Annotated in this window: 19 protein-coding genes; 9 read left to right on the top strand and 10 right to left on the bottom strand. The window is 36.5% G+C overall.

Going from position 1 to position 23,516, the window contains the following annotated elements; genetic code table 11:
• The first annotated feature begins 4 nt into the window (after positions 1 to 4).
• From EHQ16_RS16095 to EHQ16_RS16085, 3 genes are read left to right on the top strand one after another with little or no spacing between them, the layout of a single operon-like run.
• Complete coding sequence (locus EHQ16_RS16095; protein ID WP_135632229.1) at positions 5 to 901, top strand: FecR family protein; 897 nt, start codon at positions 5 to 7, stop codon at positions 899 to 901.
• Positions 898 to 1,836 (top strand): LBF_2017 N-terminal domain-containing protein, encoded by a 939-nt coding sequence (locus EHQ16_RS16090; RefSeq protein ID WP_135632228.1) that lies wholly within the window; start codon positions 898 to 900, stop codon positions 1,834 to 1,836. The genes EHQ16_RS16095 and EHQ16_RS16090 overlap by 4 nt, the downstream gene beginning before the upstream one ends.
• A gap of 3 nt (positions 1,837 to 1,839) precedes the next feature.
• On the top strand, positions 1,840 to 3,753 hold the full coding sequence (locus EHQ16_RS16085) for a PP2C family protein-serine/threonine phosphatase (protein ID WP_135632227.1): 1,914 nt from the start codon (positions 1,840 to 1,842) through the stop codon (positions 3,751 to 3,753).
• On the opposite strand, the gene EHQ16_RS16080 is transcribed toward EHQ16_RS16085, so the two are convergent.
• Entirely contained in the window at positions 3,750 to 5,339 is a 1,590-nt protein-coding gene (locus EHQ16_RS16080) for a peptide chain release factor 3 (protein ID WP_135632226.1), read from the bottom strand. The genes EHQ16_RS16085 and EHQ16_RS16080 overlap by 4 nt on opposite strands.
• A gap of 129 nt (positions 5,340 to 5,468) precedes the next feature.
• On the opposite strand from EHQ16_RS16080, the gene EHQ16_RS16075 reads away from it, so the two are divergent.
• The gene (locus EHQ16_RS16075; RefSeq protein WP_135632225.1) at positions 5,469 to 7,502 is read left to right on the top strand and encodes a 6-bladed beta-propeller; all 2,034 of its coding nucleotides are present in this window, start codon (positions 5,469 to 5,471) and stop codon (positions 7,500 to 7,502) included.
• Positions 7,503 to 7,512: 10 nt separating this feature from the next.
• Positions 7,513 to 9,519 (top strand): tetratricopeptide repeat protein, encoded by a 2,007-nt coding sequence (locus tag EHQ16_RS16070; RefSeq protein ID WP_425269961.1) that lies wholly within the window; start codon positions 7,513 to 7,515, stop codon positions 9,517 to 9,519.
• Here EHQ16_RS16070 and EHQ16_RS16065 read toward each other — a convergent pair.
• Entirely contained in the window at positions 9,476 to 10,033 is a 558-nt protein-coding gene (locus EHQ16_RS16065; RefSeq protein ID WP_135632223.1) for a hypothetical protein, read from the bottom strand. The two genes, EHQ16_RS16070 and EHQ16_RS16065, sit on opposite strands and share 44 nt — an antisense overlap.
• Positions 10,034 to 10,062: 29 nt before the next feature.
• Here EHQ16_RS16065 and EHQ16_RS16060 point away from each other — a divergent pair, with 29 nt between their 5' ends.
• Positions 10,063 to 10,539 (top strand): SRPBCC family protein, encoded by a 477-nt coding sequence (locus tag EHQ16_RS16060; protein WP_135632222.1) that lies wholly within the window; start codon positions 10,063 to 10,065, stop codon positions 10,537 to 10,539.
• Here EHQ16_RS16060 and EHQ16_RS16055 read toward each other — a convergent pair.
• Positions 10,516 to 10,971 (bottom strand): methylglyoxal synthase, encoded by a 456-nt coding sequence (locus EHQ16_RS16055; RefSeq protein WP_232227652.1) that lies wholly within the window; start codon positions 10,969 to 10,971, stop codon positions 10,516 to 10,518. The two genes, EHQ16_RS16060 and EHQ16_RS16055, sit on opposite strands and share 24 nt — an antisense overlap.
• 51 nt (positions 10,972 to 11,022) lie before the next feature.
• Between EHQ16_RS16055 and EHQ16_RS16050 the strand changes: the two genes are divergently transcribed.
• Positions 11,023 to 11,829: an FcpA-related putative periplasmic flagellar protein gene (locus EHQ16_RS16050; protein WP_135632221.1), complete on the top strand. Its 807-nt coding sequence runs from the start codon at positions 11,023 to 11,025 to the stop codon at positions 11,827 to 11,829.
• On the opposite strand, the gene EHQ16_RS16045 is transcribed toward EHQ16_RS16050, so the two are convergent.
• From EHQ16_RS16045 to miaB, 3 genes are all read right to left on the bottom strand, one after another.
• On the bottom strand, positions 11,826 to 12,653 hold the full coding sequence (locus tag EHQ16_RS16045; protein ID WP_135632220.1) for a hypothetical protein: 828 nt from the start codon (positions 12,651 to 12,653) through the stop codon (positions 11,826 to 11,828). The genes EHQ16_RS16050 and EHQ16_RS16045 overlap by 4 nt on opposite strands.
• A gap of 70 nt (positions 12,654 to 12,723) precedes the next feature.
• Positions 12,724 to 14,316, bottom strand: coding sequence for an LptF/LptG family permease (locus EHQ16_RS16040; protein ID WP_135632219.1), 1,593 nt, complete (start codon positions 14,314 to 14,316; stop codon positions 12,724 to 12,726).
• Positions 14,309 to 15,685: a tRNA (N6-isopentenyl adenosine(37)-C2)-methylthiotransferase MiaB gene (gene miaB / locus EHQ16_RS16035; RefSeq protein WP_135632218.1), complete on the bottom strand. Its 1,377-nt coding sequence runs from the start codon at positions 15,683 to 15,685 to the stop codon at positions 14,309 to 14,311. The genes EHQ16_RS16040 and miaB overlap by 8 nt, the downstream gene beginning before the upstream one ends.
• 63 nt (positions 15,686 to 15,748) lie before the next feature.
• Here miaB and EHQ16_RS16030 point away from each other — a divergent pair, with 63 nt between their 5' ends.
• Positions 15,749 to 16,348: a J domain-containing protein gene (locus tag EHQ16_RS16030; RefSeq protein ID WP_135632217.1), complete on the top strand. Its 600-nt coding sequence runs from the start codon at positions 15,749 to 15,751 to the stop codon at positions 16,346 to 16,348.
• A 1-nt stretch (position 16,349) separates the two neighbouring features.
• Here the strand turns inward: EHQ16_RS16030 and EHQ16_RS16025 are convergent, their stop codons facing one another.
• Genes EHQ16_RS16025 through EHQ16_RS16015 form a run of 3 tightly spaced genes read right to left on the bottom strand, consistent with a single transcriptional unit; the run spans position 16,350 to position 20,119 of the window.
• The gene (locus EHQ16_RS16025) at positions 16,350 to 17,486 is read right to left on the bottom strand and encodes a DUF1574 domain-containing protein (protein ID WP_135632216.1); all 1,137 of its coding nucleotides are present in this window, start codon (positions 17,484 to 17,486) and stop codon (positions 16,350 to 16,352) included.
• Position 17,487: 1 nt separating this feature from the next.
• Positions 17,488 to 18,912 (bottom strand): MBOAT family O-acyltransferase, encoded by a 1,425-nt coding sequence (locus EHQ16_RS16020; protein ID WP_135632215.1) that lies wholly within the window; start codon positions 18,910 to 18,912, stop codon positions 17,488 to 17,490.
• 25 nt (positions 18,913 to 18,937) lie between these two features.
• Positions 18,938 to 20,119: a class I SAM-dependent rRNA methyltransferase gene (locus EHQ16_RS16015; RefSeq protein WP_135632214.1), complete on the bottom strand. Its 1,182-nt coding sequence runs from the start codon at positions 20,117 to 20,119 to the stop codon at positions 18,938 to 18,940.
• Between the two features lie 54 nt (positions 20,120 to 20,173).
• Here EHQ16_RS16015 and EHQ16_RS16010 point away from each other — a divergent pair, with 54 nt between their 5' ends.
• Positions 20,174 to 22,693, top strand: coding sequence for a SpoIIE family protein phosphatase (locus EHQ16_RS16010; RefSeq protein ID WP_135632213.1), 2,520 nt, complete (start codon positions 20,174 to 20,176; stop codon positions 22,691 to 22,693).
• On the opposite strand, the gene EHQ16_RS16005 is transcribed toward EHQ16_RS16010, so the two are convergent.
• Positions 22,673 to 23,512 (bottom strand): undecaprenyl-diphosphate phosphatase, encoded by an 840-nt coding sequence (locus EHQ16_RS16005; protein ID WP_135632212.1) that lies wholly within the window; start codon positions 23,510 to 23,512, stop codon positions 22,673 to 22,675. The two genes, EHQ16_RS16010 and EHQ16_RS16005, sit on opposite strands and share 21 nt — an antisense overlap.
• Positions 23,513 to 23,516: the final 4 nt, after the last annotated feature.

The raw sequence follows: 23,516 nt of genomic DNA, 5'->3' as shown, positions 1-23,516 counted from the left end.
TTGTATGAATTTTCAAAATTTCCTCATCTTTAGTAATCTGTATCGAAGGAAAAGGTGGAAGGAAACTTCCGCCTTTTTTATTGGGGATCCAATCCGGTTCCCTTTCTCTTTTTATCTTTTTGTTTTTATCATTTTAGCACACTTCTCTCCTATTTCACTTTCTGCAGAGTCCAAACAAACCATCCATCCACCAGAAGGTGATGGGATTACCATCATTGTGGAAAAAGGACAAACTCTCAGCATCATTTCCAAAACCTATTTAGATGATCCGAGAAAATGGAAGGAACTTCTGAAATCCAACCAAATCGACAATCCCAATCTCATCATTCCTGGAATGAAATTATGGATTCCTAAAAGTTTGGGTAAAAAACCACTAGCTGACATCCAAAGATATTCAGGAAAAACAGAAGTTCTAAAAGTCTCGCAAAAAAGTTCTGATTGGGCAGGAGCCACACTCGGAGAAGGACTTTATGCCAAAGACGAAGTCAGGACTTTTAAAGAATCCGAGGCCCAGTTTCTTTTGTTATCGGGCTCACGGTTTGAAATTACAGAAAACAGCCACGTGATTATGGAAAAAGGAAAGTCTGATACAGAACCAGATGAACTTTACTTACGAAAAGGAAGGATTCGTTCCCTCATTCAGAAAAAACCATCATCTAACCAACGTATGTTTCTTCTAAAAACGGATTCGGCAGTTTCCGAAGTCCGGGGAACAGACTTTGTGACTGAGGTTGATTCCTCAGGAAACACAACTTTAAGTTGTTACGAAGGCCTTGTGGCTGTAACAGCCGAAAATGTAACTGTGAATGTTGCTTCCGGATTTGCTACCTTTGTAGAAAAAGGAAAACCTCCATTAAAACCATTTACTTTACCGGACCCACCAAAACCAAAAGAAGAATGAATCCTATAATTCTTTTCCGCGCCTGTCTATTTGTCTGTTTATTCTTACTTGCCAGTATTCCTATCTTTTCCGAATCAAAAACTATCAAATTTACTTTAGAACCAGATAGAGATGATATCATTCAGTATGAATTTGAATTATGGAAACAAAGTTCTTTTGATTTAGAAATTCCATTTCGCGTTTTATCCAATCCAGGGAAAATCCAACTTTTTATTCCCAATGGATATGAATACTTTCGGATCCGTGCTGTTGCCAAACGCCAAGTCCGCGGGTTTTGGACGGATTTATATACAGTCAGCACATTTGGACAACCGAAACCGAAAGAACCAACAAAAGTGCTTTCACGTAAACCTAACACGGCAGATGTGCTTGTTCCCATTAGCAATGCAAAAGGAACCAATCATTTCTTTTTGACTGAAAACAAAATCCAAGTAAAACCAATCCTCACACATCCAATGAAAACATCAGTTCGGTATCGTTTGAACGGTGGTGCATGGAAGACAACCAAACTACCCGAACTTAGTTTTTCAAAAGATGGTGATTATAAATTGGAATACCAGGTCACCAATGAACTAGGAGTTTCTGATTCTATGCAGGTTTGGGAATTTAGTGTAGACAACACACCACCAAAAACTGAATTTCATTGGCAGCCAGAAACTTATAAAAAGTCATCAATTCAATACGTTTCCAAGAATTCAAATCTCCAACTGACTGCAATTGACGATGGATCCGGTCTTGATACCATTCGCTTTCGGACTACCTGTGGAAAAATTCCACAATCAGATTGGTTTGAATGGGACCAAAAAAATTCCTGGATGGGTATTCTCAATTCTTGTTTTAATGATTTGGAAATTGAAATTTCAGCAATCGATCGATTGGGTAATGAAGAAATTCCGAAGAAAATTTATCTAAAACGAAATCACCAAGGAAACTAATCCGTGTTTTCTGGACAAAAAATTCGTGAATTGGCGGATAATTTTCTATACGTAGTCAAATCAAAATCCTTTCTTAAATTATTTCTTTCTATCATTGCGTTTCTAATCATTCCCTATTTCCTTTTGATTGCATCAATGATTCATTCTAGGTATAGAGAAGCATTGGATTGGAACCAAAGATTTCAACTCATTCGGATCCAACTATTGACAATTGATTTAGAAAACCAAATTCGTGATCAAATCAATTCTGACCTTACCAACAAGAAGAATATTGGGTACCTCCCCCTTACAGAGTTTTCCCAAATCCAATCTCATTGTTTCCCGATCACAAAAGAGATTCTAGAAAAACAGGAATTAACTCTTGTTCGCTGCAAGTGGGAATCAGAAACCAATTCTTACCTAATTGTATCCAACGGAAAATTTTTATCGATCCATTCAGCAAAGTTTTTGGAGGATGCCTTACTTGATTCACCCTATAGTGATTCCAATGAAGGTCTTTTTATACTCAATAGTTCCGGAGATTTTGGAATTTCAGGATTTATAGAAGATGATTTTTTGGTTTCTGAATTTTGGAAGTCTGATGTGAGTTCATTTCTCCAAACCCAGTCCAATTTACCCTCTCTTCATGAATCAATAAAAGAGGAAATGGATTATTTTGTGGTAAGTTTTCCTATGTATGACCTACCGCTCCACCTATTCATTGTCAGTCCCAAAGACCTTGTACTCGTTCCAATTAAAGAATCATTAAAAAGAAATATTTTGATTCTAATTACTCTATTTGTATTATCTTTTCTGTTTTCAATCGTTATCTCTCTTAGAGAAATTGAATCGAAACAAAAACTTAGACTTCTATTACAAGAATATCCTTATGCAGCAATCCTCTTTGACCCCAAGGGCAAAATTTTATTAGAAAACCAGGAAATTGAACCGCAGCTCTTTGTATCAAATCTATACAAAGATCAACTTTCCGTAAAGGAATGGATTGAAAAAGAAGTAAGTTTGTTTTTAAAAAACGATTTCAAATTCCAAAATGATATGCAGAACCTTAGGAAAGAAGAATCTGAATTTTATTCAGAGGATGGCTCTGTATATTTACTCGAGATCACATACCAACTTTGGTTTTTGGAAGAAAAATATAAATTTGCCAGTGGTGCTCTTGTTCTTGTTCAAAACGTAACAAAAAAACGTTTAGAATTTGAAATGGAGATGGATTATGCAAAGGATTTACAAAAAAAATACCTTCCTAATCAGATTATCATACTCCCGCACCTAGATTACGAGGTCTTATACAAACCTCTCATCCAAGTCGGTGGTGACTATTATGACTATATTGATTTAGGAAACAACCGATCGATTTTTGCCCTTGGTGATGTGATTGGTCATGGCGTAAAAGCTGCGATGATGATGACTGTACTTCGTGTTTTATTTCACCAAATTGTAAAAACAGAATCAGATCCGAAACTCATCTTAAAACGAATGAATGAAGGTGTGTCTGCCAATTTTCCAGATCCTTATGCATTTGTTCCCTTTATTTTTTTGCTTTTTGATTTTAATAAAAACACAATTCAATATGGCAATGCAGGCCATCCAGGAATGATACATCATTCGAAACAAAAAATGGAATGTTATGAAAAATTAAATCCTATGTTTGGGATGTTAATAAACAGAGAACCAAAAATCCTAGAACTTCCTTTAGAAAAAGGAGATCGTTTTTATCTCTTCACCGATGGGTTAAAAGACGTAGAAAATGCTAAGAGGGAAAAGTTATATGAACCGGAACTACTTCATTTTTTTAATTCGGTCGGAACCAAACATATGTCACTCATCAAACAAGAGTTAGAACTTAAAATCAAAGCCTATTCCGAAGGAATCCCTTTCCTAGATGATATTACCTGGATTGGGATTGAAGTGATTTAATCTTCCAAAGGAGGATTGTCTAAAAGTTCAATTCCTTCGTTGTTTTTGTGGAAATAGTTCATATCCCATTCTGTATCAAATAGAAGTGCCATATTTCCAAATAAATCTTCCACCAAATTAGCGTTTGATGGAATTTTGGAACGGTCATCCTTTTTCACCCAACGAGAAATTCCATAGGGAAGGATATGAATGGAAGTATCTGATCCATATTCATCCTTCAAACGGCGTTGGAAAACTTCAAATTGTAGTTTACCCATGGCTCCGATGATAGGAACACCACCACCAATCGTTCGTGAGGTGAATAGATGCAGGATTCCTTCTTCTGCCAATTGGTCGAGGCCTTTTTTGAAAGACTTTAGCTGTAAGGTATCCTTACAGGAAATGGTAGCAAAAAGTTCAGGAGCAAAACTGGGAAGCGGACGAAGCGGTGGTGTATTTCCTGTAGAAAGTACGTCTCCAATTTTATAAGTTCCTGGATTCACAAGTCCAATGATATCTCCTGGATATGCCGTATCTACCGTGTTACGATCTTGGCCAAAAAAAGCAAAACTAGAAGATAATTTAACCGGTTTGTCTAAGCGGTTATGATTTACATTTAAGCCCCTTTCAAACACACCGGAACAAATTCGAAGGAATGCAATTCGATCTCTATGTGCTTTGTTCATATTGGCTTGCACTTTGAATACAAAGGCACTAAAAGGAGCATTGATTGGATCCAAATAATTTCCATCCCGAAGTGGGATATGGTCAGGACCGGGTGCCAATTCTAAAAATTTATTTAGGAAAAGTTCAATTCCAAAGTTGTTGACCGCCGAACCAAAGTAAACTGGTGTTTCCTTTCCCAGTAAAAAATTATTTTTGTCAACTTGGCCAATTCCATTTTCTACTAAATCAATTTGTTCACGGAATGCAGTGACAATTTCAGCATCAAATTGTTCATCCAAACTTGGATCATTGGGGCCCGCCATACGAAAGACTGCCTTTTGTTTTCCCCCAGGAGTGCGGTCAAAAAGATAGAGCTGCTGGTCTCTTAAATCATAAACACCTTTAAAATCAAAACCCGTTCCCAGTGGCCAAACATCGGGAACAGCCTTGATCCCAAGCACCTTTTCGATTTCATCCAAGAGTGCATAAAGATCCTTAGTGGGACGATCCATCTTATTGATAAAGGTGATGATAGGAATCCCCCGATCCCGACAAACGCGAAATAGTTTGATGGTTTGTGGTTCGACACCCTTTCCAGCATCAAGAACCATTACGGCTGTATCTGCTGCCATTAAAGTTCGGTATGTGTCTTCCGAAAAGTCCTCGTGCCCCGGTGTGTCCAAAAGGTTTAAAATACTGTTTTTATACTCGAATTGTAATGCAGCGGAGGTGATCGAAATCCCCCTCTCCTTTTCCATTGCCATCCAATCGGAAGTCGCCGATTTTCCTTCCTTTTTGGCCTTTACGGCACCGGCAAGTTGGATGGCACCTCCGTATAGAAGGAGTTTTTCTGTAAGGGTTGTTTTTCCCGCATCCGGGTGGGCAATGATGGCAAAGGTCTTTCTGCGGCGGACTTCGCGTTCTATCAGTTCAGGAGACATAACTTGGTTTCCATGTTGTCTAAATTTAAGATTCTGTCGAGAATAAAGAGGATTCTCTGGTTGCAAATCCCAAGGAAGGGGTTGACTTGTAGATTATGTCCCATTAGATTGGGGGTGGAGGGAGTGTCTTTGAGAAAGTTACTATCGTTTTTCTTTCTATTGGTGAGCACACAAATTTTCCCTCTGGACTTTCCCAACTTTTCCTTGGGGGAAGAGAATGCCAAGGAAGAATTCAAACGAGGTCTTACTTATAAAAATTTAAGAGAGTATTCTGCCGCAAAGGAACGTTTTCAGAAGGCAGTCAATTTAAAGAAAGATTTCCATTTAGCACGCCTGGAACTTGCAAACAACTACTATCTGTTAGGTGAGTGGGAAGAAGCCTTAGACGAATTAGAAATTTTAACTTCCAAAGCAAAAAACGATCTCCTCATCGTAAACAAAATTGAAGCCCTACGACTTGCCATTGCCGGCGGCGTGACTGATAAAGAAAAAGTATATTTCAAAACCATTGAAGGGGATTCGATTAGAGGTTACCGGTTTCGTAATCCAGTGGATATTACATTCGATGAAGATGGAAACTTTTATGTAGCTGGGTTTGATACATCCAATATCATTAAATTTAATGCAGCGGGTAATCCACTTTCCAATTGGAGAGGAGGAATTACTAGAAAATTAGAACGTCCTGTTTCATTGGCATATTTTAGCCAAAAAATCTATGTGGCGGACTTTGCCCGGGATGAAATTTTAATTTTTGATTTGTCGGGGAGTTTTATCTCATCCTTTGGTGGTTCTGGAAAAGGCCAAGGCCAATTCCGAGGCCCCTCTTCTATTTTCATTGATCAAAGCGGAAATCTTTATGTTGCGGATTCAGGTAATGCAAGGATTCAAAAATTTAATTCGAATGGAAAGTTTGTTTTAGAGTTCCACGGATCTGGAAATTCTAAACTAAGTAATCCCTCAGGAATTACTGTTCATGATGGAAAAATCTATGTTGTAGATAAAGAAAATTTACGAGTCATTGTTTTTGACGGAGATGGGAATACTTTAAACACAATCGAAAAACCAGAATGGAAAAAACCAAGAAGCATTCGGATTTTAGATAACCAAATTTTCCTTACCGATGAACTTACAGGAATTTGGACCTACTCATTATTACATGGTGAGTGGAGGCAACAGAGTAAGTTTCGAGATAAAAAGGGTGTTTATCGGGTTTTGTTTCGTCCATTTGCAACAAATATGGACTCAACAGGAAGTTTGTATTTTGTTGATTTTGGAAAACATAGAATCGATATATTCTCTCAGAAAAATCACTTACTTTCCAATTTAGACTTAAAAATTGAATCAGTGGATACGTCCGGATTTCCTGACATCCATATTTATACCCGTGTTCGTAACCGTGCCGGGAAAGAAATTATTGGAATCGACCGTTTGAGTTTTAGAATTTTCGAAAATGATAATATGACTCCCCTATTTTCCTTGGCTAGAAAAAATAAACTTAACGATAAACTAACTGTAGCTATGGTTTATGAAAATAGTGAGGGATTTAAAAAAGGAAAACTTGCTCTAGAAGACGGACTGTTTCCTTTTTTTCGATCTTTACATGATACAGATAAAATTTCTTTGTACCGCGCCGGAAAAGATAGTAATTTGGTTTTACCTGAAACGGTTTCCTTAAGAGATATCTTAGCAAAAATTAGAGATAGTGTTTCAGAAGAAAAATATAATTTTGGTAAGGCAAGTATTGCTGCATTACAGAAATTATCTCTAGAAACCGGACCACGAGTCCTTGTTTATTTGGTTTCCGGCGAAAGCAGAGAAGAGAGTTTTTTACAATACCAAAAATCAAGAATTGTTGCTTTTGCAAAAGCCCACTCCATTCCTATTTATGTTTTAACAGTAAATCCAAACACATCATTGGAAGAATCATGGTCTGATATGACTGGGCCAACAAATGGCAGTTATATTGTTTTGGACGGTGAAGGAGAAGAAAGAGAACTGTATAAAAAACTAAAATCTCATATAGACTATCGTTATATCCTTTCCTATAAAACCGATACCAATCCTGAGTTAATCAATCGTTACATTAAACTTGCCATTGGTGTGGAACATAGAGGTGTAAAAGGTAGAGATGAAGGGGGATATTTTGTTCCAGAACCTCGCTAAATTTATTTTAATTGTCTTATTTGGAATTGGATTCATTTCACCTTTTGCCTTACTTCAGTCGGAACCAAATGCTTTAGAAGATATCGCTGAAGGAAAACAGTTCCAATCAGAAAACAATTGTCGAAAGGCCATTCAATTTTACCAATCCGCATTACAGAAAAACCGTAACTCCCTTGAGGCAAAACTTGGAGTTGCTGATTGTAGTTTCAAATTAGGAGCCTTCCGAGAAAGTAAAAAATTCTATTTAGAAATTTTAGATAGGGAACCAAAACACATTCCCGCAGTGACGGGACTTTCTGAGATTTATTTATTGGATTCGGATTATCCTACGATTTCAAAACTCATCGACCCACTGCTTGTGGAATTTCCCAATCATACAGCTCTACGGATTACCGAAGCAAAAACCCTACAGAAACAAGGGAAAATAGATTCCGCTATCTACAAAATCAAAACATTAGGATCAAAACTTGGTGATCCTTCCGAATTGTTACGGATGTTAGCTGAACTTTACTTCACAAAACAGAATTATAACGAATCCTTTAACTCTATTGATTCTTATACAAAAAAAGAGGCTAATGATCCAGAAGGTTTTGCATTTAAAGCAAAAGTTCTTTTGTACCAAAATTATTTCCGCCCCAACCAATTAAAATCAGTATTACCAACTGTTGAAGAGACCCTTCAAAATTCTCTAAATCTCGATCCCAAGGGAGAACAAGCGAGATTTTATTCCGTTTACCATGATATCATTTTAGCCAATTTTTTATCTGACAAAGAAATCAAAAAACGGGCATTTCGCACTATTTATGAATTGGCAAGGGAATTTCCAGATAACCAACTTTATCATAGTTTAGAAGCCAATTTGGCTTGGGAACTGGGTGAAACTAAATTTGCTAGTTACCACTATCGTAGAGCTTTACAACTAGATGATTTAGATGAAATTTTACGTTTTGAAGCAGAAGAGTATTCTATTGTTTCAGAAAAAGAAGAATCAAAATTAAGGAGGGAACTTGGCGATTATAGAAGAGATCGTTTTTATTCCGAAAAACATTCTTTTTATCACAAAAGTTCCTTATTTCATTTAAAAAGAGCGAAAGACCTAAGCCCGCAAACACCTGTCATCCGAAAGGAGTTACTGGAATTTTATAACCAAACAGGTGAAGCAGTTAAATATACAAATCTATTGTTACGTTTGAGAGAAGAAGATCCGAATTCCTTTAAACTCCAAAACAAATTAGAATTTTCTATCAAAAATCTAAAGGAATCCATCGAATTCAAAGAAGGATTCCTCCAAATTGATCCCAATTTAATCCAGGAAAATACAGTTCGTTATAGCCCGGAAGTTTATGTATTCGATATGGAATCCAGTTTGCCTTTTCCTTACCATTTACAAGCTGGGAGATTGTTAGGAGAAGCGATACGTTACAATCTAAAACAAATACAATCCGTTCGTGTTGTGGATGGAAATGAATTTAATTATATCCGAGGGTTACTGAAAGAAACAAACTATCATCCCTTTTCCCAAACCCTTCCTTTTGCCATCGATAACTTACACCTTTTAGATTCGAAACGAAGAAACGCAGTTAAAATTCGGTATGTTGTCCACGGGAAATACCAAATCAAAGATGGAGACATTCGTTTAGATATTTCTTTGTATGACAGAGACAGTTTACGAGACATTGCCACTTGGTCGACAAATCAAAAAGGACGCGATAGTTTACCCACAGTCATCCATCGTATGGGAGAACGAATTAAGGATTTACTTCCCAAAGAAGGAAAAATCCTGAAAATCAAAAAAGATGAAGTGATTGTTTCTCTTGGAAAGGATGATGGATTACAAAAAAATTCAAAGTTAGAATTTCAAAGGAAAGGTAAAACTTTATTCCAAGGAGAAATCATTGAACTTGGAAAATCGATTTCTTCTGTTAAACCCAATATCCGTGGTTGGGAAAAAGAACTGGCAACAGGAGATGATGTCATCCTTCCCACGGACTCTCGTAAAGAGACGAAAGATAAGTAAGGATCTCCTCCGAAATTCGTTCTTCTTTTTCTTTTGTTAGGTTAGGAATTTCTAATTGGCAAAGATTTTTTTGAAAATATGCAGAAACGACTCCTTCCTTTTGAAAACAATTTCTTAAAATCGGACGTAGTTTTGAAAAGTTTTCTGATTCTAGATAAAGCGGTTTTTCAGAAAATATATAGTTAGAGACCAATTGATGAATTTCTGATCGAGGTGATTTTTTCCATTCTAAATCTACATTTGGATAAAAGTAGAATTTTCCAAATTCGAATCGAAGTTCTCCTAAAGATAATAATGTTTCGCATGTTTGATTTTCAAAACTTACAAATTCATGTTTCAACTCAGCTTTATCAGTAAACGTAACCATTACATTGCCGATTCCTGTTTGGTCTCTATAAACTTTTAAAAATAGAATTTGTGGTTTCCCTACCCGATTAGATTCCTCTTCAATTCTTTTTTTACTTTCTTCAGAAATCGTTATATTCTTTTTACTTTTTTTAAACGGATACCACATCTTTTGTCTTCATTTTCCTTCTAACTAATATGAATACATTTGTTTACAGGTCTAGTTTTCCTATTTCAAAAGAACTTTTATTCCAATTCCATGAAAATCCCATTGGCTTTCAAACTTTGGTAGGTGGACAAAAAGGAGTCAAAATCATCAAAGCTCCGAAATCAATTCAAATTGGAGAAGAAGTTATTTTGGAAATGAAAATCCTTCCATTTTGGAAATCAGTTTGGATTGCAAAACATATATCTTACAGTAAAAATAACTATTTTCAAGATCTACAAGAGAAAGGGCCTTTTAAAAAATTTCAACATTTACATCTATTTTTAGACGATGCCGAAGGTATTAACTCAAGTATCCTCTCAGATGAAATCCAAATTGATTTTTTCCTATGGCCAATCTCTAAATACTTTTTATATCCTATTCTTTATTTTATCTTCAAAAAAAGACATGGGACCACAGCCAAACATTTTGGAGTTAAAGAAAAACTAATTTTTTGCAGGTATTCTTGATCCGTAATCAATGAGTTGTCTGTTATATTCTGTTTCCATTAAAGGAGATGAAATCAAAAAGTCAGCGCTGGATCTGTTACAAGCCATTGGAATATTATACAAAACTGCAATGCGAAGTAATGCCTTAACATCTGGATCATGTGGTTGTGCAGAAAGTGGATCCCAGAAAAAAACCATAAAATCAATTCCGTCTTCCACAATTTTTGAACCAATCTGTTGGTCCCCGCCAAGAGGTCCTGAGATGAATCGAAAGACAGGAAGGCCTATTTGTTCATGAATCAACTTTCCAGTGGTTCCAGTGGCAGAGAGATGGTGTTTGCTTAAAGTTCCTTTGTTGTATTTCACCCAATCCAAAAGATCTTCTTTTCTGTTGTCGTGAGCAATTAAAACGATCTTTTTGGTGATTTCCATTTTTCGTTGAATTAGTACCATAGATTGATAGTTCTTGCCAATATCTAGGATTCAAGGAAAGTTTCCCTGTAAATGAAATTTCCTAGTTTATTTTTAGCGATTTCTTTGTTTTTCCTAGGATCTTATTCTCTTAGCTCCAAAGATACAAAACAAACGGTTTCAACAGAAACCCGTGTGGAATCCATTTTGCCATCCACACCGGAATCGGGTTCTCCTTGGGGAGAAGATTCGAAAAAACTGGAAACCATTCCCATTCTGAATTTAATCGATGAAAAAAACTCTCAAAAACGTTGGCAAGACGCCAACAAAGAATATGCAAGTGCTATCGATCTGTTTGAATTGGGAAAAAAAAACATCGATAAAAATAGAGAAGATTCAAAAAAGGAAGTTTATTACGAAGATCGATATGAATGGCAGAAACAAATTCGAAGGGAAAATAAAGAAAAAGAATTTCAAAAACAAACATTTGACCTAAGATCACAAACTGTTGCTAAACTTGTGAAAGGAATGAATCTTTTGGATAAAATCGAAAATCCAAAGGTAAAAGAAAGTGCCCCCTACCTCGATTTAAAATCCGGGATCTATCGAGAATATATCAAACACCAAGAAGCTTTTAAAAATTACTTACAAGTCATTGATTTTACTCATCGTTATATGGAACTTTCTTCAAAAAATGAAGCGGAAGCGGAACCACATAGACTTCTTGCTTTGTCTTATGAAAAAATGGAACAAACAGCCATTAAATCAAAAAACCAAGAACTATATTACGAATTTAAAGAGCTAAAGAAAAAACATTTGTTGCGATTTGCAGAAATCCACTATGGGCAGGATTCAAAAGAATACGCTGTCATAGAAGAAAAAGTAGGAAAAGATTTTTAAATCAAACCAAGTTTCTTCTTTAAAGATCTGTTCTCTTCGACTAGTTCTTTGATCTCTTGTTCCGTATATTCAAACAAACGATCTTGAGCACGCAAAATTTTGTCTAAATTCATCTCTTCGATCCGCGAATAGTTTAAAACTTGTTCTGTTGCTTTTTGTAGTTCAAGCGCTTGTTTCAATTCCTTTTCTCGAAGTTCATCTAGTTGTTGGCTGGCCTTCACTCGTTCGTGAAGTTCAATCAACTCTTGGTTTTTCATATCGTTTACTTTTTCTAAGGCAGTGTTGATTCCAGCTTGGGATCGTTTCACTAGTTCCTCGTATTGTAAAATAGAACGTAAGGCTTCATTTTCCTTTTTGGATTCTTCGTATTCTTGGTGGGCCAAGGAAAATACACCTTCAAAAAATCCAACATTCTCCAAACAAGAATTACCAATGTCTAACGCGGCTGCTTTGTAAGATTCAGATTGGATGGTTCTGTCTAAAATCATCCTAAGTTCACGAACATGGAGTGGGTTTTCTAAAACTAAATATTTTGGGTGCGATTGGACTATCTCTTGGATTTGGTCAGCTCCATCGGGAGAAGAAACCAGAATCAAAGATACAAAAGGACTACCTTCAAAAGAAGTAATGGTTTGTTGGATTTGTTTCCATTCAGCAAACGAAACTTGCACAAACAATATATGTATATCACTAGGAGTGATCGCAATGCGATCGAGCTCACTCAAGTCCATTTGGTTGACTTGGATCTTGATTTTTGAATGTTTCCAGAGCTCAACCGGAAATGGGCGCCCGTGTGAAAGATTCCAAATATAAGATGTTTTCAAACCAGATCTCCTGTATTTCCAACTGATTCTATAGGACTGTAGTGAGAGGAATTTTCTAGCAAATTTTGTCTCATTTGTCTTTTCGAAACCGATTTTTTATCGATTCAAGTCGTTCTTCAAGCTGGTCCCGAAACCGGTAATAAAAGCCCAATCGACTCCGAATGGACTCCGGCAACTTAGCATCAGTGCGTGAAATCATAATGTATATGGAAAGGGTGGCAATCACAATATTTGCAGACCATGGCCCTACCCAATCCGGAACATTTTCCTTGTAAGAAATTCCGGAACCGAAAATAAAAAAAGTATAATAGATCAAAAGAAAAATAACGGCTAAAGTGAAACTCATCCCTTTTCCGGAACGTTTGACAACGAGGCCCAGAGGGAAAGAGAGAAAAAAGAAAATTTGGCAAGAGATGGGAGTTGCGAATCGTTTATGAATTTCTACATTAAAACCCGTGAGTGTTTTTTTGGATTCATTTAGGAGTTCGGAAAGCTGCGTGAAAAGGGCAAATTTTTGGGCCATATCTTCTTGGTTCCCAGAGGTAGCACCAACAATGAGCTCATACTTAAACTGCTCGACCATTTGTTTCAAACCACCCACACCTTTGATCGAAAGTCCGTATTCCTTTAGAATTTCTAAACCGGGGATTTTTTCGAGTCCTTCGGATTCAATGGCATTTCGAATTTCAAACAACATGGGTAAGGAAAAGGTATCAGGTTTTACATTGATACTCATTGTTTTTGTGTCTTTTTTCGCAGGAGTGTTATAATCCATCTCCCCATCCATAAAGTTTGTGATACCGATGGCACTTGTTTCAGGATCCCACTCAATGACATAACCTTTTCGCAAACGAACAGACTTTTCGTATTCCCCGCTTAGATTTTTTTTCTCAACTAACAGACCTTCTTTGGCGTTGATGATCTGTAACATTTTGGATCCACCCATTGGAACCGCCAAATTGTTTACCATAATGATGTCAGTTCCATCTGCAGAAATTGCCCATTCTCGGATTTGGACATTACTCAGATTTCCGCTATCATCGATTCCGCCGGAATACATGGTTCGCCCCTTCTCTGAAAAAAAATCCTGGGTTTTATCTCCTGAGAATTGACCTGGTTGGATGGCAAGTAACGGATTGTAGGTGGCAATCCAATTATCAAAATCCTTCATCTTACGTGTGTTTTCTGGTCCCAAATAAAAATTCAAATACCCAACTATTAGGGTCATTAAAAAACCAAAAACTAGAAAATTGGAATAAATGTATGGGAAAGAAACACCGGACGCGCGCATCGCAGTAATTTCTGAATCTCCAGACAAACGACCTGCTGCCATAATTCCTGACATGAGACAAGCCATGGGAATGGTCATAGGAAGAGTGTTTCCAAAAACATAACCCATATAGTCAAGGAGACGGAAAAAATCGACACCCTTTCCCACAAAAAGACCAATCATCTTTTGGATGGCAACTGCCATATAGATCATGGTAAAAAAGGAAAGAGCCACTAAAAAGGGGCTTAGAATTTCCTTTAGAATGTAAATGCGAAGGATGGACGGTTTGAAACGTTTCCATTTACCCAAACGATCCGTATCCACCATAAAACCTGGTGGTAAGTCTGATTTGGAATGAACTCTTACAGTTCGTAAATCAACAGGTTTAGACAACTAACTTTCCTTTTAAAGTTGCACTTGTTGCTGATTCGATCTTAACAGTTACTGTTTTTCCAATCCAATCAGAAGGATTTGTAGATGAACCTTCTGGAATTGGGAATACCACCATACGTCCGCAATGAGAACGACCACATAACTCTAGTTTGGATTTTTTAGAAGTGTTTTCAATGAGAATAGAAAACTCATGCCCAATTTTAGATTGGTTTTTTTCATGAGAAATTTTGGTTTGAAGTTCCACAAGTTCAATCAGTCGTTTGCTTTTTGTTTCTTCAGTGACATCATCGATAAATTTTCTTTTTGCAATGGTTCCTTCTCGTTCTGAGTATTTGAACATATAAGACATATCAAACTTAACTTTTTTCACGACTTCTAAGGTTTCCTGAAACTCTTCTTCTGTTTCTCCTGGAAAACCAACGATAATATCGGAAGTGATTCCAATGTCTGGAATTCGGCTTTGGATACTTGCCACTAATTCCAAATACTCTTCTTTCGTATAACTTCGTTTCATATCTCGTAATACTTTTGAACTTCCTGCTTGTAGTGGCATGTGGATTTGAGAAGAAAATCGTTCTTCTTTTGCCATAAGAGAAATCAAATGATCAGGGAAATCTTTTGGATGAGGACTTGTAAACCGAACCCTTTCTACTGTGGTCTCAGCGAGAATTTTTTCGACAAGCGCACAGAAGTCAGTGTCTTCATAGGAATAACTATTTACATTTTGTCCAAGAAGTGTGACTTGTTTGACACCCATCTCTTCTAATTTAAGAATTTCTGCAACGATGGATTCCGGTTCTCGACTTCGTTCCCGTCCTCGCGTATAAGGCACAACACAAAATGTACAAAAGTTATTACAACCACGCATGATGGTCACGAAGGCTTGAATTCCATTTACCACTTTGGGTTCTAATTCATCGTATGTCTCAGTCCGAGAAAGACGCGTTAGTTGAACATCCCGTTCTCCCCCTCTAATTTTTTGAATGAGTTCGGGTAGAGTTCTGTAATTGTCAGGTCCTACAATCAAATCTAAAGGAAGTTCTTGGTGAAATAAATCATCCCCTAAGTTCTGAGCCATACAGCCAAGAACACCAATGACCAGGTTAGGATTTTTTTTCTTTAGGTATCCTAGAGATTGTAACCTACCATAAATTTTGGCATGTGCGTTTTCTCTAACAGCACAGGTATTTAAAAAAATAATGTCGCTATCTTCAATTGTTTCGGCTGATTCGTAATTTTCTTTCCGGAATAGTTCTTTTACAATCCCAGAATCATATTCGTTCATTTGACAGCCATAGGTCTCCATATAGACCTTTCCCAGTTGGATGGGGTTTTCTGTAATTGGATTTTCTGTCAAAGATGGGTTCATAATGATATGTTTTTCCAGAAAATTTCCTTGTAAAGCAAAGAAGATAGGGACTAAAAAGGGTATATGGCCTGGACAAAACGGGAAACTTATTACGCAATCTTAGGGGTCACCAAAGAATCCACGAACGCAACCATCGAAGCCATTTACCTAAAGGAATTGGAGTTTTGGCAAAGGCTGGAGGGAGCAGGCATTTTAGAGGCCAAGGAAAAAATCCTAGAACTAACACGGGCCTACCTCACCTTAACCAACCCGATCAAACGAAAGGAATACGACTCACAATTGGACTTTGACTTTGTCTTGCTGGATGGAAAGGCAAAAGATCCGGAAATGGAGGAAGCCTACGATGTGTACCGATTGGGCCATAACAAAACCTACCAAGAAATTTTAGTAGAGTTCTCAAAGTTTAGAGAGGAGATGGGCGACACACTTTGGGTTTTAAAAAAAACCACAATTTATATGGTTCTCAATCTACTTTTATATTCAGCTCTCATTCTAATCCATTCGCTTTGGATTACAAATACTGATGAAGAAAAAAAATGGATCGATGCCGCTTCTGGTTGGGGTTCCGGAATTTTTCTTGTTTTGAGCGCTGTTGGATATTTGGTTTTTCGTTTCCGTTTTCTAAAAAAAGAATTAGAAAAACGGAAAGAAAAAAGAACCTAACCTAACGAACAGTTTTTGGAAATAGAATTGGTAGTAAATTGGGGAAACAAGCTCCACTCAAATGGAGAGAGTCCACAAAATCCTTACAAATCCAACGAGGATCCGTATTCGGGTCTACTACTGTAAATTTGGAATTCGGAGTTTGTGCTGCAAGAGACACTGCCTTTTGTATCTCTAAGTTAAACTTCTCCAAAAGGCCATCTGTTGCCATCCTTCTTCGAAGTGCATCGGAAACTGCTGGGAAATAGACAATCACAGGAATTCCCGTTCCCTTTAATAACTCTAACATCTTTTTAAAGAAATAGATTTGTGTCGGAGCCAGTGCCTGTCCACGTAGGTACTGATTGTACATGGCCTCAGCATCTTTTTCTAAAAAAACATCCATATTTGCAAACTTGATTTCGTTGGGCAATGCTCCAAACTTTACGCGGTTTACATGTTTGATTTTATCGATATAGTTTCGTTTGTGATCCTTACCAGTAATTCCAACGGACATACCAGGAAAAAAACCAACTTCAATTTCTTTATTATTGGCTTTGATGGCTGTTGGATCCAAAGGATATTTATACAAAGCAAACAATTTTTTTAATAAATAAATTTCGACTTCATCAGTAGAAAATCCCTTGGCAGAAATTTCCCAAGGGTTTTTGGATCTGGTTCTGTATAAATCGATTTGGCTAAGAACATATTCATTGTCATAAGAACCATTGAGAGAATAATCAATGGCTGCTTGTGAAAATAGAAGTGGGTCGACCTCAATCAAAACATAACGGAGAGGAAGTTTTGACTTTAATGTCCTTTCTAACCAATAGGCTTGAAAACTTGGCGGACCAAAAGGAGCTGCAAAATTAAAGGAATTTGTGTTTGGAAAAAATAATTCCAACATTTCCGAATCAAATTCACCAGACCTTGAACTTCCAAGAATCAGTCCAATTTCCTTTGAAGGATTCTTTTTTCTTTCCTCCAACATCACCTCAAAGAGATCTTCTTTTAATTCATAAAATTTTCTTTCAATTTTTTTCCAACTATAGGTGTTCTCCACAATGATTGGCAAAAAGAAAATTTTATCCAAAAGAAAAAGCGAAAGAGAAAGAAGGATGGGATAAAAAACGACTGGAAATTTAAATTTAGAGTTCATATTAAAATTGGAAGTAAATAAATTCCGTTCCTCCTGGTGCAAGATAACCTAATAATATGGTAACAACTAAAGAAAATATTAATAGAAATCCAAAAGAAGTTTTGGTAGACCAATTTTCTCTTGGAAAACTAGGTTTGGTTTGTAAGTAATTAAGTAAAAAAGTAAGAATCAAACTATAAAGAACAAGTTCTGATTTATTTGTTCTTTCCCCAGCCGAACCTGTAAAAACGTTTACATACATGGATAATGCATTCTGAACAGAGGGGGCATTAAAAAACGGAATCGATAAAACAAAAAACAAAAACGTATAAACAAATCCCGATATTTTTTTCCACTTAGGGAGTTTGATTGTTTTGTCTGGTTTTCGAATGAGTTCAATTTTTCTTTCTAAACTCAACATAAACCCGTGTAAAAATCCCCAAATGATAAAAGTAAAATTGGCACCATGCCAAAATCCAGCCAAAGTGAAGGTTACAATTAAGTTTACATAACCTCGGTATTCGCTAACACGGGATCCACCTAACGGAAAGTAAATATAATCTTTGATCCAAGTCGCGAGTGTCATATGCCATCTTGTCCAAAGTTCGCGAACGGAAGTCGAAAGATAGGGAGCGTGAAAGTTCTCAGGTAAATTGATTCCGAGTAATTTACCAAGTCCCCTTGCTAAGTCCGTATAACCACTGAAATCACAAAATACCCTTGCCGCATAACCAAAAATTGCGATTAAGTTTGTGACTCCATCATACTGATCGGGATTTTGAAAAACAGGTTCAATGACTGGAGATAAATTATCAGCGAGAACTACTTTTTTGAAAAGTCCTAAAAATACTAAGTAGTAACCTTCAAAAAGTTGTTCCTTCTTTGCATTCCAAACTTCTAACTGATAAAAAAATTCTCCGTGACGGACAATGGGACCTGCGACCAACTGCGGAAAGAAAAAGATAAACAGTGCAAACTGCAAAAAATTTGGATTTTCTTCTGCGTTCCCCCGTTTGATATCAATGGTATAAGCAACCATTTGGAAGGTATAAAAACTAATCGCCAGAGGTAAGGTAATGGAATCGACACCGAACTGAGAGTTGAGGAAAGTTTGGATGGATTCGGGTGCAAAGAAGAATGAACCAGTAAGTTGAAAAAGAAGAGCCCAAAGGAAATAAAAATACTTAAATAGAAATAAATTTCCGAAGTTGACAAACAAAGAAACTGGATACCAAAAGGATGATTTGTTTTTTAAGATTTGTTTATTAAAAAAATGATTTAATACAACAATCGCAAAGAAGTGGAAGGCAAAGGGAATCGACCAAGCTGCATAAAACGCTAAAGAAGCTAAAAACAAAAAACCCAATCTAAGTTTGCCACGGAAGACCCAGTGTAAACAATATACGACAAGGAAAAATAAGAGAAAACCAAGGGATGTAAATTTCATTCTAAGATTTCACCAATGTATGAGATCATGTATCGCCATCAACCTGAATCACAAGTCCTTTTAGGTATTCTCCTTCGGGATGGAAGACAGAATAACCATGGTCTGGGCTCTGGGTTAGATGGTGCAAAATTCTAACTCTTTTTTTGGCATCCTTAGCGGCGCCGAATACTATTTTTTTGAACAAATCAAAGGAAATATGTTGCGAACAGGAGAAGGTAAAAATAAGACCACCTGTTTTGATTTTTGCCATAGCTCGCATATTGATGTCTTTATAACCACGGCTTGCTTGAACCACAGTGGAAATACTTTTGGTAAACGCTGGTGGATCCAAAATGATCAAATTATAAAGTCCAGATTCCATTGTTTTTAAATAATCAAAACTATCTAAAACGAGTCCTTTGTGTCTAGAGTCTGGCCCTTCGGAGCTAAGCCCATTTAAATTCAAATTTTTTTCACAAAGTTCGATTGCTTGTTTAGAGATATCTAAACTATGGACTAATTTTGCATCAGCTAACAAAGCGTAGAGAGAAAAGGCACCAGAATAAGAAAAAGTATTTAGGACTTTTTTATCTTTCGCATAACGAGAAAGAAGAGCTCGATTTTCTCTTTGGTCGATAAAAAAACCTGTTTTTTGGCCTTTCGTGATATCTGCTATAAATTTGATTCCATATTCAGAAAAAACAGGTTCGTCTTCCTTCCCCTTATGAAAAATAGAATTAACGTCGAGTTTGCCTTCTGATTTCTCACCTTTTTCAAAAATAGTTTCATATCCTTTACTTTCCAAAAAAGAAACAAGTAAACTTCTCAAACTCAAGGCACCAGGAGTTTTCAATTGCATAACAGCTGTTTTATCATAACAATCAACTACTATTCCTGGAACCTGATCTCCTTCCGAATGAAATAACCTAAACCCCGTTGTATCTTTGGGGAGTAGTTTCTTTTTAGATTCATAAATGGAATCCCATCGACTGAGCCAAAAAGATCCTTCCCGACCATCCAACTCTAAGTCAAAAGAGAACAAACGTACACGGATTTGACTTTTAGGATCATAATGACCCCAGGCTAAAAATTTATGTTCCCAGGATTCCACTCGTACAATGGAACCAGGAGTCAAACCATCTTCTTCTGAGGCGATGGCCCCAGAGAAAATCCAAGGATGAAAATTTAATATTGCTTTTTCTTTATTCTTCTTTAATCGAATGACCATTTTGTATCCATTTGGAAACATTACACAGTTAGGAACGTAAGAGTTCGTTTATATATGATAAAACCGATCCTCATTTTTCTTGTCTTTTCTTTTTCCCTACTCCATTCGCAAACAATCACAAATTCTACTACAAAAACAATGGAAGTAGTGTCACTTGATTCCAAGGGAAATGATCCAGACAGTCTTTGGTTTATGAAAGACGAAGATCTGAGTACAGAAGAAATCTCATCCATTACGGAATCTAACTTCTCCAAAATTCAATGGAAACGCGTTTTTATCCCGGGTAGTTTATATACAAAAAAAGAAGACTACTCTTCTAAAAAAATTGTTACCATCGCCAAGTGGATTCAGTTTCCAAACGACCAGTCCACACAGTATACGCTCAGGCTCGGTATCATTAATGACCGGGATAAAACTTATCTCAACGGACATTTGATTGGGAAAACTGGTCTATGGGATTCATCTGATCCGCAAGCCTATGACAAACTCAGAATTTATCATGTTCCTGCAAATTTAATCCAATACGGAAAAAAAAATCTATTAATAATAAAAATCCAACCTTATTTCGGAAACTCAGGTGGTATTGAACAAGATGAAACCCTTCTTGGTCCGACAGAAAAAATCACTTCCAGGTTTTATAAAGATGAATTTATCAAATTACTGTTTTTAACAATTTACTCCACTGTTGGAGGTTATTTCCTCTTTTTGTTCATTCGCAGGAGGAAGGATAGAGAAAATTTATTTTTTGCACTATTTTCATTTTCATTCGTAGTTTATAATTTTCTAAGAAACCAACTTAAATATGAGTTTGGATTTCCATTTTTAGAAATGAAAAAAATGGAATACATGACAATATTACTTTTGATACCATTTATGTATCATTTTCTTAGAACATTGTTTGATGAAAGATATAGCATTCTTGGAAAAATTTTAGATGGATTACAACTCGGATTTTTTCTATATTTTGCATTCACTCACAATATTGAAAATTTCAGTTTTTTACTTTCAAATTTCGTACAACCTACTTGGTTAATTTATGTTATACTAATTTTTGCCATTTTATTCAAACATTTACGAAAAAAGGAAAGGAGAGCTTTTTACATAACTATTGGGATCACCATTGTTTTATTTGCTGCTATCGTTGATTTAGCAACCAATCGGAATTACTGGGTATTTCCAAGGATTATGGGTTATACTTTCCTTGTATTTAATATATCTCTTGCCATCATCTTAGCCAACTCCTTCGTAAAACTAAATGAAGAGGTGGAAGACCTAAACAAAAACCTAGAAAAAAAAGTAGAAGAAAGAACTGATGCTTTGAACGAATCACTCAATCAGTTACAAATTCTAAAGGAAAAACAAGATGGAGATTATTTTTTAACCTCACTTCTCATCCATCCCCTTGCCAGAATCGACAATCGCCTTCCAGAAATTAAAATTGAAACCTATGTAAACCAAAAGAAAAAATTTCAGTTTCGCGGAAAGGATGGAGAAATCGGAGGAGATATCTGTGTTGTGGGCACAGTGCAATTAGAATATGGCGATTATACTGTTTTTGCCAATGGAGATGCCATGGGTAAATCCATCCAAGGAGCTGGTGGTGCCCTGGTATTTGGAGTTGTCTTCCAAGCTGTACTTTCTCGTGCAAAGTCGAGTTATACGAAATCTAGACCTCCCGAACTTTGGTTAAAAGATCTTTATGTAGAACTCCAATCTGTATTTGTAAGTTTTGATGGTTCCATGTTGTCAAGTGTGGTTCTAGGAATGGTAGGAAAGGATGGTTTCGTTTATTATATCAATGCAGAACACCCTTGGAGTATTCTTTACCGCGATGGAGTTGCCTCTTTCATTGAAACTGAACTTTCCATGAGAAAACTGGGTTTTCCAAAAAATGACCATTATTTCCAAATCAAAACCTTTTCTTTGTTAGCGGGAGATGTTTTACTCATTGGATCGGATGGGAGAGATGATTTAGGACTTGGCCAGGAGGAAGAAGAATTTCGTTCCATCAATGAAGACGAAACATTAATCTTACGATTAGTGGAAAGATCAGAATCAATCCTTCCGTCGTTAGTGAACGAAATAAAAAATAGCGGCGAAATTACAGACGACCTTTCTTTTTTAAAGATAGAATTCTCCCCGGCAAACCCGAGAATGTCACTTCCTGATTCGATAAGGAACGAATATTTGGAAATCAAACAGAAAACCAAACAAGGAAATTACCAGGAAATCCTCGAACGATTAACTTCTTTGATGCAAAATTATTCCCACCCAACTTTCTTTGCATTAGCTGGAAAACTCCAATACCAACTAAAGAATTGGATACCTGCAATAGAAAATCTAAAGTTAGCGTCGAAAAAAAATCCCGTCCGCGAAGATTACCTTTTTATGACAGCAAGGGCATTATACAAAAATGGACAATATGCAGAATCAGTTATATGGTCGGAAAGGTTATTTTTACGAAACAAATTTCACAAGCAGAATACAAAGTTATTTATGTATCTGCTTGATCAAACGAATCATGTGGATAAAAAAGAATTTTACTTAGGTTTTTTAACCACGAAGGAAATATAAAGTTACAAGAAGGCCAAGAAGGATACGATAAATTCCAAAAGATAAAAAACTCCTTCTACGGATAAAAGCCATAAAAAGTCTTATGATAAAGTAACAAATCACAAAAGATATAACACTTCCAAATAAAAGCAGTCCAATTGTCTCGGAATTTAATATGGCTCTATGTTTGTAAAGTTTGTAAATTCCTGCTAATGTCAAAACGGGGATTGCAAGAAAAAAAGAAAACTCCGCAGAATCTTTTTTGGATACACCGAGTGTCCTAGCCGTGATGATGGTTGCTGCCGACCTGGATACACCAGGGATAAGGGCAAAACATTGAAAGACTCCAACAAAAATGGATTCTTTAATTCCAATTATTTTCCCATCGCCTTCGTCATAGTGTTTCCATTCCACAAAAACCATAACGAGTCCACCCACTAACCAAGAAAGTCCAAGGATGAGAAGTAAGTCAGGTCTCATTTTGATCTGATCCAAACTACTTTTAAAAACAAAACCTAAAATCAAAATGGGAAGGATACCAATGATTAAATTACGATAAAATTCAAATCCAGATTTATCTTCGGATTTCTTTGTAAGGAAAAGAACCGCTCCTTTGGTCTGTTTCCAAAGAAGTTGGAAGTACAAAACAACCACGGATAGGATGGCTCCTGTTTGGATGAAGATATCAAATAAATCTTCAAAGGCTTCATGGTCGACTGTTAGATTTTGAAAGGGGAAAAAGTAACTGAAGAGGAAAAGGTGTCCCGTAGAAGAAACAGGAAGGAATTCCGTGGCAGCTTCGATGATGCCACGGAGAAACGCATTTAAAGTATTGTCCATTCCG

It is taken from the genome of Leptospira kanakyensis, from assembly GCF_004769235.1.
In the GTDB taxonomy this organism is placed as follows: Bacteria; Spirochaetota; Leptospiria; order Leptospirales; family Leptospiraceae; genus Leptospira_A; species Leptospira_A kanakyensis.
Note: the sequence above shows the minus strand (reverse complement) of the source record. Positions and strands in the feature narration are given on the sequence as shown.